The organism is Streptomyces sp. WAC05374 (assembly GCF_004353505.1).
In the GTDB taxonomy this organism is placed as follows: Bacteria; Actinomycetota; Actinomycetes; order Streptomycetales; family Streptomycetaceae; genus Streptomyces.
Genome location: NZ_SMNQ01000011.1, coordinates 18,440 through 32,131 on the forward strand (window position 1 = coordinate 18,440; position 13,692 = coordinate 32,131).

14 protein-coding genes are annotated in these 13,692 nt (G+C 72.8%); 6 read left to right on the plus strand and 8 right to left on the minus strand.

The annotated features are described in order from the left end of the window. Nucleotides 1–8: 8 nt before the first annotated feature. The gene (locus E2B92_RS20795; protein ID WP_126886086.1) at nucleotides 9–554 is read right to left on the minus strand and encodes a DUF1003 domain-containing protein; all 546 of its coding nucleotides are present in this window, start codon (nucleotides 552–554) and stop codon (nucleotides 9–11) included. Beyond that, a complete protein-coding gene (locus E2B92_RS20800; protein WP_126886084.1) occupies nucleotides 544–1,824 on the minus strand; it encodes a magnesium transporter MgtE N-terminal domain-containing protein in 1,281 nt (426 codons plus the stop codon). The genes E2B92_RS20795 and E2B92_RS20800 overlap by 11 nt, the downstream gene beginning before the upstream one ends. A 176-nt stretch (nucleotides 1,825–2,000) precedes the next feature. On the opposite strand from E2B92_RS20800, the gene E2B92_RS20805 reads away from it, so the two are divergent. Next, nucleotides 2,001–2,786 carry a hypothetical protein gene (locus tag E2B92_RS20805; protein WP_185923619.1) on the plus strand — a complete coding sequence of 262 codons (786 nt, stop codon included), beginning with the start codon at nucleotides 2,001–2,003 and terminating at the stop codon, nucleotides 2,784–2,786. Between the two features lie 40 nt (nucleotides 2,787–2,826). Here the strand turns inward: E2B92_RS20805 and E2B92_RS20810 are convergent, their stop codons facing one another. Together E2B92_RS20810 and E2B92_RS20815 are read right to left on the minus strand one after the other, a co-directional pair. Next, a complete protein-coding gene (locus E2B92_RS20810) occupies nucleotides 2,827–3,333 on the minus strand; it encodes a hypothetical protein (protein WP_126886080.1) in 507 nt (168 codons plus the stop codon). A 14-nt stretch (nucleotides 3,334–3,347) separates the two neighbouring features. Beyond that, nucleotides 3,348–4,481, minus strand: a complete 1,134-nt coding sequence (locus E2B92_RS20815) for a magnesium and cobalt transport protein CorA (RefSeq protein ID WP_126886079.1) — start codon at nucleotides 4,479–4,481, stop codon at nucleotides 3,348–3,350. Nucleotides 4,482–4,930: 449 nt separating this feature from the next. On the opposite strand from E2B92_RS20815, the gene E2B92_RS20820 reads away from it, so the two are divergent. Beyond that, nucleotides 4,931–5,515 carry a suppressor of fused domain protein gene (locus E2B92_RS20820; protein ID WP_126886077.1) on the plus strand — a complete coding sequence of 195 codons (585 nt, stop codon included), beginning with the start codon at nucleotides 4,931–4,933 and terminating at the stop codon, nucleotides 5,513–5,515. Nucleotides 5,516–5,521: 6 nt separating this feature from the next. Here E2B92_RS20820 and E2B92_RS20825 read toward each other — a convergent pair whose 3' ends face one another. Beyond that, nucleotides 5,522–6,742, minus strand: a complete 1,221-nt coding sequence (locus E2B92_RS20825) for an MFS transporter (protein ID WP_126886075.1) — start codon at nucleotides 6,740–6,742, stop codon at nucleotides 5,522–5,524. A gap of 173 nt (nucleotides 6,743–6,915) precedes the next feature. On the opposite strand from E2B92_RS20825, the gene E2B92_RS20830 reads away from it, so the two are divergent. The 3 genes from E2B92_RS20830 (at nucleotide 6,916) to E2B92_RS20840 (ending at nucleotide 9,243) form a co-directional block, all read left to right on the plus strand. Next, the gene (locus tag E2B92_RS20830) at nucleotides 6,916–7,554 is read left to right on the plus strand and encodes a DUF6758 family protein (RefSeq protein ID WP_126886073.1); all 639 of its coding nucleotides are present in this window, start codon (nucleotides 6,916–6,918) and stop codon (nucleotides 7,552–7,554) included. A 136-nt stretch (nucleotides 7,555–7,690) separates the two neighbouring features. Then, nucleotides 7,691–8,560, plus strand: coding sequence for a PHP domain-containing protein (locus E2B92_RS20835; RefSeq protein ID WP_126886071.1), 870 nt, complete (start codon nucleotides 7,691–7,693; stop codon nucleotides 8,558–8,560). Between the two features lie 77 nt (nucleotides 8,561–8,637). Beyond that, a complete protein-coding gene (locus E2B92_RS20840; protein ID WP_064068460.1) occupies nucleotides 8,638–9,243 on the plus strand; it encodes a MarC family protein in 606 nt (201 codons plus the stop codon). A 105-nt stretch (nucleotides 9,244–9,348) separates the two neighbouring features. Here E2B92_RS20840 and E2B92_RS20845 read toward each other — a convergent pair whose 3' ends face one another. Continuing rightward, entirely contained in the window at nucleotides 9,349–9,501 is a 153-nt protein-coding gene (locus E2B92_RS20845) for a hypothetical protein (protein WP_126886069.1), read from the minus strand. 180 nt (nucleotides 9,502–9,681) lie between these two features. Here E2B92_RS20845 and E2B92_RS20850 point away from each other — a divergent pair, with 180 nt between their 5' ends. After that, nucleotides 9,682–10,599 carry an NYN domain-containing protein gene (locus E2B92_RS20850; RefSeq protein ID WP_126886059.1) on the plus strand — a complete coding sequence of 306 codons (918 nt, stop codon included), beginning with the start codon at nucleotides 9,682–9,684 and terminating at the stop codon, nucleotides 10,597–10,599. Here E2B92_RS20850 and E2B92_RS20855 read toward each other — a convergent pair. Next, the gene (locus E2B92_RS20855) at nucleotides 10,584–11,465 is read right to left on the minus strand and encodes an alpha/beta fold hydrolase (RefSeq protein WP_126886057.1); all 882 of its coding nucleotides are present in this window, start codon (nucleotides 11,463–11,465) and stop codon (nucleotides 10,584–10,586) included. The two genes, E2B92_RS20850 and E2B92_RS20855, sit on opposite strands and share 16 nt — an antisense overlap. 104 nt (nucleotides 11,466–11,569) lie before the next feature. Then, entirely contained in the window at nucleotides 11,570–13,576 is a 2,007-nt protein-coding gene (locus tag E2B92_RS20860; RefSeq protein ID WP_235023906.1) for a DEAD/DEAH box helicase, read from the minus strand. Nucleotides 13,577–13,692 lie beyond the last annotated feature (116 nt).

Here is a 13,692-nt window from a genome sequence, read left to right on the forward strand (position 1 = left end):
GAAGCCCGTCAGCGGTCGGCTTCGTCACTTCCCCGGGTACCGCCGTGCGGGAATACCTCGCGCTGCTCGTGCAGCTCGCGCACCAGGTCCTCCAGCTCGGAGCGGATCCAGTCGCGGGTGGCGACCTCGCCGAGGCCCATCCGCAGGGCCGCGATCTCGCGGGTCAGGTACTCGGTGTCGGCGATGGACCGCTCGTTCTGCTTGCGGTCCTGCTCGTGGGTGACCCGGTCGCGGTCGGCCTGCCTGTTCTGCGCCAGCAGGATCAGCGGGGCCGCGTAGGACGCCTGGAGGGACAGGGCGAGGGTCAGGAAGATGAAGGGGTACTCGTCCCAGCGCAGGTGGCCGGGGGCCGAGATGTTCCACACCACCCAGACGACGACGATCACCGTCATCCAGACCAGGAACCGCCCGGTGCCGATGAAGCGGGCGATCCGCTCCGACAGCCGCCCGAACGCCTCGGGGTCGTAGGCGGGCAGCAGCTTGGGCCGCCGGATGCGCGGCTGGTCCAGCCGGATGCGGGGCACCGGCGGCTCGCCCGTCCGCTCATGCGCCATGCGCGACCTCGCTCTCGCCCTCCGCCTCGAACTCCGTCTCGCGCCAGTCCTCGGGCAGCAGGTGGTCGAGTACGTCGTCGACGGTGACGGCGCCCAGCAGCGAGCCGCTCTCGTCGACCACCGGGGCGGCGACGAGGTTGTAGGCGGCGAGGTGCTGGGTGACGGCGGGCAGCGGGGTGTCCGGGGAGAGCGGCTCCAGGTCGGTGTCGACGACCGCCGACACCAGCGTGAAGGGCGGGTCGCGCAGCAGCCGCTGGAAGTGCACCGTCCCCAGGAACTTGCCCGTGGGCGTCTCGTCGGGCGGCCGGCACACGTACACCTGGGCGGCGAGGGCCGGGGACAGGTCCTGCTGGCGCACGCGCGCCAGGGCGTCGGCGACGGTCGCGTCGGGGCGCAGCACGATCGGCTCGGTCGTCATCAGCCCGCCCGCCGTGCGCTCCTCGTACGACATCAGGCGGCGTACGTCGGCGGCGTCGTCCGGCCGCATCAGCGTCAGCAGCCGCTCCTTGTCCTCCTCGGGCAGCTCGGAGAGCAGGTCGGCGGCGTCGTCGGGGTCCATGGCCTCCAGGACGTCGGCGGCCCGCTCCTCCTTGAGCTTGCCGAGGATCTCGACCTGGTCGTCCTCGGGCAGCTCCTCCAGTACGTCGGCGAGCCGGTCGTCGTCGAGGGCCGCGGCGACCTCGGCGCGGCGCTTGGGCGTCAGGTGGTGCAGGACGTTGGCGAGGTCGGCCGGGCGCATCCGCTCGAAGGTGGCGACCAGGCTCTCGGCGCCCTGCCCGTGCTCCTCCAGCGAGAAGCCGGTCACGGCCGACCACTCGACGGTGAGCGTCTCGCCCTTGCGGCGCAGCGCCCCGCCGCCGCCCCGGCGGACGAAGACCTTGTCGATCTCCCAGTCGCGGCGGGCCGGGAGCTGCTGGATGGCCACGTCGAGGACGGTCACCTCGGAGCCGTCCTCGACGAGCCGTACACGCCGGTCGAGCAGCTCACCGAGGACCAGGCGCTCGGTGGGGCGCTGCTCGAAGCGGCGCACGTTGAGCACGCCGGTGGTGATCACCTGGCCGGACTCCACGCCGGTGACGCGGGTCATGGGCAGGAAGATGCGGCGGCGGCCGATGACCTCGACGACCAGCCCGAGCAGGCGGGGCGGGCGGCGGCCCACCCGCAGCATGGCGACCAGGTCACGGACGCGGCCCACCTGGTCGCCGTTGGGGTCGAAGACGGGAACGCCGGCGAGGTGCGAGACGAAGATCCGGGGCGCGCCTGCCGCCATGCCGCACACCTCCTCGTCTGCCGGAATTCCGGACTTTCGTGCCGATTCAGGCTAGCCCGTCCTGGTGCGGGTCGCCCAGGCAGGGCGTCCGTACGGCTCTCTGCCGACCGCCGTAGAAGGCACAGGTACGCTGCGGTCTGCCAACCCCCCACGGTTTGATGAGAGGCAGTGCGCTGGTGACCCTTCTCGCCCCGGCTTCGCGCGCCCGCCGGGCCGCCCTCCCCGTCGCACTCTGTGTCGGGCTGACCGCGGTGCTCACCGCCTGCGCGGAGGAACCGCCCGATCCGGACGCGGGAACGAACGGGGTCGGAAAGCTCTCCGCCACGGAGATCGAGACCAAGGCGCGGGCGGCGGCGGCCGGGGCGAAGGCGGTACGCCTTTCGGGGTCGCTGGTCAGCAAGGGCGGCACGTACAAGCTGAACATGCGGCTGAACCAGAGCGGGGCGGCCGGGTCGGTGGTCACCAGGACGACCACCTTCGAGCTGCTGCGGATCGGCGACGCGCTGTACCTCAAGGCGGACGCGGACTTCTGGACGAGCGCGGAGGGCGACGGGGCCGGCCAGGGCGGCGGCGAGGACGACTCCGGCGCGGAGGCGGCCGACAAGCTCGACGACAAGTACGTGAAGGTGCCGGAGGACGACCCCTCCTACAAGCAGCTCCGCGGCTTCACCGAGATGAACGTGCTGCTCCGCGGGCTGCTGGAACTGCACGGCGACGTCGTCAAGGGTGACCGCTCCAAGATCGGCGGCATCCGCACCATCAAGGTCGCCGGCGGCGCCCAGGGCGAGGGCGGCACGCTGGACGTCTCCCTGGAGGGCACGCCCTTCCCGCTCCAGTTCGCCCGGGGCGGCGGCGCGGGCGTGGTCGTCCTGTCGGACTGGAACAAGACCTTCCCCCTGGCGCCGCCCTCCAAGGACGAGACCCTCGACTACGGCCGCCAGCTTCCCCGCACCAGCGACTGACGCCGCCCGCCGGGACGCCCCCGGGGCGCGGCGGCGGGCGTCAGCGCTTGCGGCGCTTCAGCAGCAGGCGCGGCAGCGCCGCCGGGATCGGGTGGCGGGTGGTCGCCGTGGTGGGGAGCGGGCGCGCGGCGAGGGAGCCGTCCGGGTGGGCGGTCGTCGCCTCGCCGGGCGTCAGGCGCAGCACCCGGCACTCGCGCGCCCAGCGGTCGGTCATCGTCTCCGCGTCCGGGGCGTTCAGCCGCTTGCCCTTCAGCTCCGCGACGGCCGCCTCCCACGGCTCCGAGCCGGGGGCCAGCTCGGCCACGGTGGCCGACCAGGCGACCACCCGGCCGCCCTTGTCCTTGCTGCGCACGGTGACCTCGGCGGTGGAGCCGTCCGCCAGTCCCGGCAGCGGCTGCTCGCCCGGCCCGTCGCCGACGACGTGCGCCGCGCCGTCGACCCACACGTGCCACAGTGCCCGGGCCGGGCCCGCGCCCCGTACCCAGATGAGGCCGGACTTCTTGGTGGCCTCCTCGACGAGGGCCTGGCCGAGCAGTGCGTCTGTCATGGCAGGCAGCTTAGCTACAGCCACCCGTTCCGCTTCAGGGTGCGGTGGATCGCGAAACAGATCACCGAGATCCCGGCCAGCACCAGCGGGTAGCCGTACTTCCACCGCAGCTCGGGCATGTAGTCGAAGTTCATGCCGTACACGCCGCACACCGCCGTCGGTACGGCGATGATCGCCGCCCAGGACGTGATCTTGCGCATGTCCTCGTTCTGGGCGACCGTGGCCTGCGCCAGGTTGGCCTGGAGGATCGAGTTCAGCAGCTCGTCGAAGCCGATGACCTGCTCCTGCACCCGCGCCAGGTGGTCGGCGACGTCCCGGAAGTACTTCTGGATGTCCGGGTCGACCAGCCGCATGGGCCGCTCGCTCAGCAACTGCATGGGCCGCAGCAGCGGCGACACCGCGCGCTTGAACTCCAGCACCTCGCGCTTGAGCTGGTAGATCCGCCCGGTGTCGGCGCCGCGCGTCGAGCCCTTGGCGGGCGGTGAGAAGACGTCGATCTCGATCTGGTCGATGTCGATCTCGACCGCGTCGGCGACGGCGATGTAGCCGTCCACCACATGGTCGGCGATCGCGTGCAGCACCGCCGACGGGCCCTTCTCCAGCAGCTCCGGCTCGCCCTCCATGCGGTGGCGGAGGTTGCGCAGGGAGCCCTGGCCGCCGTGCCGGACGGTGATGACGAAGTCCCGGCCGGTGAAGCACATCACCTCACCGGTCTCGACGACCTCGCTGGTCGCCGTCAGCTCGGCGTGCTCGACGTAGTGGATCGTCTTGAAGACGGTGAACAGCGTGTCGTCGTACCGCTCCAGCTTCGGCCGCTGGTGCGCGTGGACCGCGTCCTCCACGGCCAGAGGGTGCAGCCCGAACTCGGCGGCGATACCGGCGAATTCGGCCTCCGTCGGCTCGTGCAGCCCGATCCAGGCGAAGCCGCCGTCCTCGCGCACCCGGCGCATGGCCTCGCGCGGCGTGAGGCACGCGTCGGCCGTGTCGTCCTTGAGCCGGCGGCCGTCGCGGTACACGGCGCAGTCGACGACCGCGGTGGACGTCGACGGGTCACGGGTCGCGTCGTAGGAGTTGTAGGTGTTGTAGGGAGAAGTGCTCTTGCGCAGGGAGGGGCGTACCGCTGCGCGCAGGTCACGGATCATCGACATGGCTGGCTCCTTCACGGAGAGGCCGTCGCGGGGCGTGGCACAGCCCGGAATGGGGACGTGGCGTTCCTTACGTCCGCAAAGCGGGCGGCACCGCGGGATCGCGGTGACGGCGTTCGCTACAGACAGGCAAAACGGTGTGCTCTTCCGTCGTGCGCAAAGCCATGACCTCACACTCACGCTCCACGAGGACGAGCGGGAGCAGGCAGGTGAGATGCCTCTCAGGTCACAGAGAAAAGCCGCGGGCGGAAGAACGGTTGGTACTGCACGGTCGACTTCGATCCACCGCAGCCCCACCTCCTCCGGCCGGTCCCCCGTGGGGGATGACGTGTCGTCGGGACTGGAAAGCAACGCTTGGCGTGCTGTCCCGACCAGCAGACGGCCAACACTATCAGCCGACTGAGGGTCAATCCCTTACTTTGCCCCTTCCATACGCGTTCTATGCTCGCCGCATGGGAGAAGTTCTTGCTCTGGTCGAGGCCCGGCTGCGTACCGCCCTCGGAGAACCGGACGCGCGGGCCGCGGTGACGTTCCTGGGCACCGACCGCATCGAGGTCCTCCGTTTCACGGACGGCGACCTGGTGAGGTACGCCACCCTCGGGATGTCGGCCCAGCCGATGACCGACCCGACCGCTGCCCTCGCCGACCCGGTCAAGGGCCCGCGCGCCGAACTGCTCCTGACCGTGCGCGCGGGGCTCGCCGACACCGGCAAGGTGCTGCGCCCGCTCGCGGTCCTCGCCGCCTCCCCGCAGGTCGAGGGCGTGGTCGTGGCCCCGGGGGCGTCGCTGGACACCGGCGAACCCCTGTGGCCCGGCGCGCCCTTCACCTCCGTGCTCGTCGCGGAGTCCGGCGGGCTGGTGGAGGACCTGGAGCTGGACGCGCCGATGGACCCGGTGCGGTTCCTGCCGCTGCTGCCGATGACGCCCAACGAGGCGGCGTGGAAGCGCGTGCACGGTGCGCAGGCGCTCCAGGAGCGGTGGCTGGCGGCGGGCACGGACCTGCGCGACCCGCTGCGCAGGTCCGTAACCCTGGACTGAGCGCGGTCAGTTGGCCAGCGCGGGCCGGGGCCGCCCCGCGCGCCGCTCCTCGGCGTCATGGGTGAGCGAGCGCCGGCGCGCCCAGACGATGCCCGCGCCGGTGGCCGCCGCGGCGCCCGCCACCACGAACGGCATGTGGACGTCGCTCCACTCCTCGATCCGGGGCGCCAGCCAGGGCGCGGCGGCGGCCGCGAACCAGCGCACGAAGTTGTAGCCGGCGCTGGCCACCGGGCGCGGCGCGTCGGAGACGCCGAGCGCGAGTTCGGTGAACACGGTGTTGTTCACGCCGATGAAGGCGCCCGACAGGACCGTGCAGACGATCGCGGTGGTGTGGTCGCCGTACCCGAGGACGACCACGTCGGCGGCGAGCAGGACCAGCGAGCCGCCCAGCACCCGCAGTGACCCGAACCGCTCCTGGAGCCGCGGCGCGACCAGGACGGAGAAGACGGCGAGCAGCACGCCCCAGGCGAAGAACACCGCGCCGGACCCGTACGGCGTCATGTCGAGCACGAACGGTGTGAAGGCGAGCACCGTGAAGAAGGCGTAGTTGTAGAAGAAGGCGGACGCGGCGGCGGAGGCCAGCCCGCCGTGGCCGAGCGCCCTGAGCGGGTCGAGCAGGGACGTCTTGCGCGCCGGCCTCGGCTGGTCCCGCAGGAACGCGGCGACGCACAGGAAGCCCACCGCCATCAGCGCGGCCGTGCCGAAGAACGGGTAGCGCCAGCTCGCGTCCCCCAGGACGGCCCCCACCAGCGGCCCGCAGGCCATGCCGAGGCCGAGGGCCGACTCGTACAGCAGGATCGCGGCCGCGCTGCCGCCGGCCGCCGCGCCGACGATCACGGCGAGCGAGGTGGAGACGAACAGCGCGTTGCCGAGCCCCCAGCCGGCCCGGAAGCCGACCAGCTCCCCGACCGAGCCCGACGTCCCGGACAGGGCGGCGAAGACGATCACCAGCGCGAGCCCGGCCAGCAGGGTCCTGCGCCCGCCGATGCGGCTGGAGACGAAGCCGGTGATCAGCATCGCGACGGCGGTGATCAGGAAGTACGAGGTGAACAGCAGCGACACCTGACTGGGCGTGGCGCGCAGTCCCCGGGCGATGGACGGCAGGATCGGGTCCACCAGCCCGATGCCCATGAAGGCGACGACGGACGCGCCCGCGGTCGCCCAGACGGCCCTGGGCTGCCGCAGGATGCCGGCGGCCCCCTCGTCGAACGGATCGCCTCGCCGCATGACCGCTCCCTCCGTGTGGTGGCGCCCCGGGCACCAAAGTAGTTGGTATATACACACAATAAGTTGGGCAAGCTAATGGGTGCAAGATGCATGGAAAAACCCGGGCGGGAACGGCACACCGGACGGGTGATCGTCCTTGACGGGGCGACGGCCGGGGAGGACCGTTGAACGCTATGAGGGGCGAACCCAGTTGCCCGAAGTGCGGAGGCCGGGTCAGGACGCCCGGTCTCTTCTCCGACTCATGGCAGTGCGACGTGCACGGCGCCGTGCACCCGCTGCAACCCGTGATCCCGCCCAGCGTCGAAGCGCTCGGCGTCGTCACGCACCGGGCCGAGGTCCCCGTCTGGATGCCCTGGCCGCTGCCCGTGGGGTGGCTGTTCACCGGCGTCGCCTACGCGGGCGACGACCGCAGCGGCGGCCGCGCCACCGTCGTCGCCTGCTCCGGCCCCGCCCCCCTCGGAGGCGTGGGGGAGCTTCTGCTGGTGGCCGAGGAGCCGGGCGTCGGCCTGGGCGCGCGGTACGCCGGGATCGACGGCCCCGACCCCGGGCCGCACATGTGCACCGGCACCCGCCCGCAGGCCAAGGTCCTCGCCGCCGGCCGGCCCACCCCCCTCTGGCACGTCAACGACGCCCCGCAGGACCGGGCGGTCTTCGCGGGCGAGGCCCGGGGGCTGTGGCTCTGGGCCGTCGTCTGGCCCGAGAAGTCGGGGCTGCTGATGTACGACGAACTCGTCCTGACCGACCTGCGCGAGGCCGGCTCGGAGGTGGAACTCCTGCCCTGCGGCGCCCTGAGCCCCAGGCTGCTGGACTGACGGCCCCCGGGGCGGGCGATCCGGCGCCGCGGACGGGCGGCCGCGCCGGTGGCGCGCGCGGGCGGCGGGAGGGCGGTGCGCGGGCCGGTATCCTGGAGCCGTCCCCTGTCCGTCCCGAGCCCCGGAGTCACGCGTCGTGCGCATCGACCTGCACACCCACTCCACGGCTTCCGACGGTACGGACACCCCCGCCGAGCTCGTGCGCGGCGCCGCCGCGGCCGGGCTCGACGTCGTCGCGCTGACCGACCACGACACCACGCGCGGCCACGCCGAGGCGATCGCCGCGCTGCCCGAGGGCCTCACGCTCGTCACGGGCGCCGAGCTCTCCTGCCGCATCGACGGCACCGGCGTCCACATGCTCGCCTACCTCTTCGACCCCGACGAGCCCGAGCTCGCCCGGGAGCGGGAGCTGGTCCGCGACGACCGCGTCCCGCGCGCCCGCGCCATGGTCGGCAAGCTCCAGGAGCTGGGCGTGCCCGTGACCTGGGATCGGGTCGCCGCCATCGCCGGTGACGGGTCCGTCGGCCGGCCGCACATCGCCGAGGCGCTCGTCCAGCTCGGCGTGGTGCCCAGCGTCTCCGACGCCTTCACGCCCGAGTGGCTCGCCGACGGAGGCCGGGCGTACGTCGAGAAGCACGAGCTCGACCCCTTCACCGCGATCCGCCTCGTCAAGGCGGCCGGCGGCGTCACCGTCTTCGCCCACCCCGGCGCCGCCAAGCGCGGCCGCACCGTGCCCGAGCCGGTCATCGCCGACCTCGCCGCGTACGGCCTCGACGGCATCGAGATCGACCACATGGACCACGACGAGCCGACGCGCGCCAGGTTGCGCGGGCTCGCCGCCGACCTCGGCCTGCTGACCACCGGGTCCAGCGACTACCACGGCACCCGCAAGACCTGCCGTCTCGGCGACCACACCACCGACCCCGAGATCTACGGCGAGATCACCCGCCGTGCGACCGGCGCGTTCCCGGTCCCGGGCACCGGGGGCACCTCCTCCCAGGCGTAGCTCCGGGGGGCACGCCGCCCGCACCCACCGCACCCCCGCACTTCTCCGTACGACCCTCTTCCCGCAAGGCCCTCACTGTGTTCGACGTCGCCGTCTTCGGCTCCCTCTTCCTCACCCTTTTTGTCATCATGGATCCCCCCGGGATCACCCCGATCTTCCTCGCGCTGACCTCCGGGCGCGCCACCAAGGTCCAGCGCCGGATGGCCTGGCAGGCCGTCGCGGTCGCCTTCGGCGTGATCACCGTCTTCGGCATCCTGGGCCAGCAGATCCTGGCGTACCTGCACGTCTCCGTGCCCGCGCTGATGATCGCGGGCGGGCTGCTGCTGCTCCTGATCGCGCTCGACCTGCTGACCGGCAAGACCGACGAGCCCAAGCAGACCAAGGACGTCAACGTCGCGCTCGTCCCGCTGGGCATGCCGCTGCTGGCCGGACCCGGCGCCATCGTGTCGGTGATCCTCGCCGTGCAGCACGCGGAGGGGGTCAGCGGCCAGGTCTCCGTGTGGGCCGCGATCGTCGCCATGCACGTCGTGCTGTGGCTGACCATGCGCTACTCGCTGCTGATCATCCGGGTCATCAAGGACGGCGGTGTGGTCCTGGTGACCCGGCTCGCCGGGATGATGCTGTCGGCGATCGCGGTGCAGCAGATCATCAACGGCGTCACCCAGGTCATCCAGGGCGCCTGAGACACCACCGCGCCCCTCGGACACCACTGCGCCCCCGTGCGGATTCCGGGCCCTTCCTCGGGTGCCGGAGTCCGCGCGGGGGCGCGGTGCGAAGCGGCGTACGTGCTACGAGGCCGTGGTCCCGGCCGGGCGGATCCAGATGCGCTGGCCGATCGAGGCGGCCTGCTGCACGATCCCGTTGACGGAGGCGGCGTCCACGACGGTGCTGTCCACGGGCGTGCCGTCGACGTCGTCGAGTCGCAGGATTTCGAAGCGCATGGGCTTCTCCCTTCGTCCTGAGTTGATCCTCCAGATGGAGAACTGTGTGTTCCTGTGTATGAGTGCCAACGTCGTGTAGGGGGCAAACATTCCCTACGCTAAAGAAATTTTTCGAGCGCCTAAGTAACGGCCGGTGGGGTGGTGGCGGCCGGGGGCGAGGCGTCGGACAATGAGCCCCGTATGAACGACCATCCGGAGCTCCCCGCTCCCACCCTCACCGCACTCGGCGCCCGCCTGGAGCGCACCAATGAGCTCCTCCAGCGGACGCTGGCCGAGGTCGCCAAGACGCCCTCGACGCACGCCATCTTCGTCGACGCCGGTTACGTCCATGCTGCGGCCGGGTTGCTTGTCGCGGGCACCGAGGACCGGCGCTCCTTCGACCTGGACGCGGAAGGGCTCATCGACGCGTTCATCGACACGGCCCGCACGATCTTCGCGGACAGCCGCCTGCTGCGCGTCTACTGGTACGACGGCGCCCGCCGCCGCATCCACACCCCCGAACAGCAGGCCATCGCCGAACTCCCCGACGTCAAGGTCCGGCTGGGCAACCTCAACGCCAACAACCAGCAGAAGGGCGTCGACTCCCTCATCCGCAGCGACCTGGAGTCGCTCGCCCGCCACCGCGCCATCAGCGACGCGGCCCTGGTCGGCGGCGACGAGGACCTCGTCCCGGCGGTCGAGGCGGCGCAGGGGTACGGGGCGCGCGTCCACCTCTGGGGCATCGAGGCGGCGGACGGCCGCAACCAGGCCGAGCCCCTCCTGTGGGAGGCCGACAGCGCCCGCACCTTCGACCTCGACTTCTGCCGCCCCTACGTCACCCGGCGGCCGGTGACGACGTACGAGAGCGAGGGCGAGCCGCCGCCGTCACGGGACGAGGTGCGCTTCGTCGGCGCCCGGATCGCCGAGACATGGCTGGCGGAGCGCGGCCAGGCCGCGATGGCCGAGCTGCTGCCCGGCCACCCCTACCTGCCCGGACCGGTCGACCAGGACCTGCTCATCGAGGCGGAACGGCTGCTGAGCCGGTCCCTGCGCGGACACGCGGTACTGCGGCGGTCGCTGCGGGACGGCTTCTGGCAGCACCTTCAGTCGCGGTTCTGACCACCGGTACGGCCGTCCCAGAACCGTGCCACCGCCGCGGCGGTCTCCAGCGGACGGTCCGTGTTGGGCGAGTGCTCGGCGCCCTCCACCCGCGTCCGGTGCGCGCCCAGCCTGTCCGCCATCGCGTCCAGGAGCGGCACCGGCCAGGTGTCGTCCCGGACGCCCGAGATCACATGCACGGGCAGCGGCGGACGCAGCGCGGCCAGCTCGTCGACCCGGTCCGGCTCGACGGTCAGCCGGCGGCCGGTCGCCAGGAGCTGCGCCGAACTGTGCCGCAGCCAGCGGCGGCGGAGGTCCTCACGGTTGCTGCCGCCCTCGTCGGCGTCCTCCGGCGGGTCCAGGGCGCGCATGGCCTGCCACACCTGACCCATCGTCATCACCGCGAGCGCGTCGCTCAGCAGCTTGATCTTCTCCTGCTGGGCGGGCGCGACCTGGGCGGGACCGGACGACATCAGCGTGAGCGTGGCGAAGGGCGCCGCGTCGAGCAGGACGGCCGCCCGGGCGATCTGCCCGCCGAGCGAATGGCCGAGCAGGTGCACGTGGCCGCTGTCGAGCGCCGCCGCCTGCGCCAGCACGTCGCGCGCCAACTCGTCCTGCTCGTACGCCAGTTGGTCGTCCGGTCCGGCGGTCTCGTACTGCCCGCGACCGTCGACGGCGACGGCGCGGTAGCCGGCGTCGGCGAGCGGTTCGAGCATGGCGATGAAGTCCTCCTTGGAGCCGGTGTAGCCGGGCAGGAGGAGCGCCGTCCCCTTCGGCTCCGTACCGTCGGCGGGCGCCGCGTCCAGCACGGCGAAGTCACCGCGGGACGTGGCCAGCGTGCGGGCACGGGCACAGGGGGGCGGGGTGAACGTGGGCGGGCGACTCATGACACGAGGCTATCGGGACCGGGCCGCCGGGCGCGGGTACGGCGAGGCCCCGCCCCCTCGAAGGGGACGGGGCCTCGCTCGTGTGCCGGGTGTGACGGTCCCGATCAGCCCTCGGCCTGAGCGGCCGCGACCTTGCGGGTCCGGCGGCGCGGCTTGGCCTCGGCGTCGGTGACCGGGGCCTCGGCGGCCGGCTCGGCGGCCGTGGCCTTGCGGGTGCGGCGGCGCGGCTTGGCGTCGGCCTCGGTCTCGGCGACCGCGGCGGGCGCCTCGGTGACCGGCTCGGCGGTCGCGGCGTTGCGGGTGCGGCGTCGGGGCTTGGCCTCGGCGTCGGCGACGGGGATCGCGGCGGCTTCCACGGTGGCTTCGGTGGCGGCCGTGGCCTTGCGGGTGCGGCGGCGCGGCCTGGCGTCGGCCTCGGTCTCGGCGACCGGGGCTTCGGTGGCCGGCTCGGCGGCCGTGGCCTTGCGGGTGCGGCGGCGGGGCTTGGCCTCCGGCTCCGGCTCGGCGGCCGGGGCGGCCTCCGGCTCGGCGACCGGCGCGTCGGTGGTCGGCTGGGCGGCCGTGGCCTTGCGGGTGCGGCGGCGGGGCTTGGCCTCCGGCTCCGGCTCGGCGGCCGGGGCGGCCTCCGGCTCGGCGACCGGCGTCACCGGGACGGTGGCCACGGCCTCCGCCGCCGGGGCGCCCGCACGGGTGCGGGTACGGCGCCGGCGCGGCGTACGGGGCGCGGGGGCCTCGTCGACCGCCGGGGCGCCCGCCTCGGCGGTCGCCGCCGGGGCCTCGGCCGCCACGGGCGCGTCGGCCGTCACGGGGGCGCCGTTCCGGGTGCGACGGCGCTGGCGCGGCGTACGGGTGCGCGCCGGGCGCTCCTCCGTACGCTCCGTGCGCTCCGTGCGCCGGCCGCGCGAGCCGCCGCGGCCGCCCGGCTCGCCGAGGTCCTCGAGCTCCTCCGCGTCGAGACCGGCACGGGTCCGCTCGGCACGCGGCAGGACGCCCTTCGTGCCCTCCGGGATGTCCAGGTCCGTGTACAGGTGCGCGGACGTCGAGTAGGTCTCGACCGGGTCGTTGAAGTCCAGGCCCAGCGCCTTGTTGATGAGCTGCCAGCGCGGGATGTCGTCCCAGTCCACCAGCGTGACGGCGATGCCCTTCCGGCCCGCGCGGCCGGTACGGCCCACGCGGTGGAGAAAGGTCTTCTCGTCCTCGGGCGACTGGTAATTGATCACGTGCGTGACGCCGTCCACGTCGATGCCGCGCGCCGCGACGTCGGTGCAGACGAGGACGTCCACCTTGCCGTTGCGGAAGGCGCGCAGCGCCTGCTCGCGGGCGCCCTGGCCGAGGTCGCCGTGGACCGCGCCGGAGGCGAAGCCGCGCCGCTCGAGCTGCTCGGCGATGTCCGCCGCCGTCCGCTTCGTACGGCAGAAGATCATCGCGAGCCCGCGGCCGTTGGCCTGGAGGATGCGCGAGACCATCTCGGGCTTGTCCATGGAGTGCGCGCGGTACACGTACTGCGCGATGTTCGCCACGGTCGCGCCCTCGTCGTCCGGCGCGGTGGCGCGGATGTGCGTGGGCTGCGACATGTAGCGGCGGGCCAGGCCGATGACCGCACCCGGCATGGTCGCCGAGAACAGCATGGTCTGGCGCTTCGCCGGAAGCATGTTGATGATCTTCTCGACGTCGGGCAGGAAGCCCAGGTCGAGCATCTCGTCGGCCTCGTCGAGGACGAGGGCCTTGACCTTGGACAGGTCCAGCTTGCGCTGCCCGGCCAGGTCGAGGAGGCGGCCCGGGGTGCCGACGATCACGTCGACGCCCTTCTTGAGGGCCTCGACCTGCGGCTCGTAGGCGCGGCCGCCGTAGATCGCGAGGACGCGGACGTTACGGACCTTGCCGGCGGTGAGCAGGTCGTTGGTGACCTGGGTGCACAGCTCTCGGGTGGGGACGACGACGAGCGCCTGCGGGGCGTCGGTGAGCTGATCGGGCCTGGCCCGGCCCGCCTCGACGTCGGCGGGGACGGTGACGCGCTCCAGCAGCGGAAGACCGAAACCGAGGGTCTTGCCGGTGCCGGTCTTGGCCTGGCCGATGACGTCGGTGCCGGAGAGCGCGACCGGAAGGGTCATCTCCTGGATGGGAAAGGGGGACGTGATGCCGACGGCTTCGAGGGCCTCGGCCGTCTCGGGAAGGATCCCGAGCTCTCGGAAAGTCGTAGTCAGGGTGCTGCCTCTTCTGTGAGACG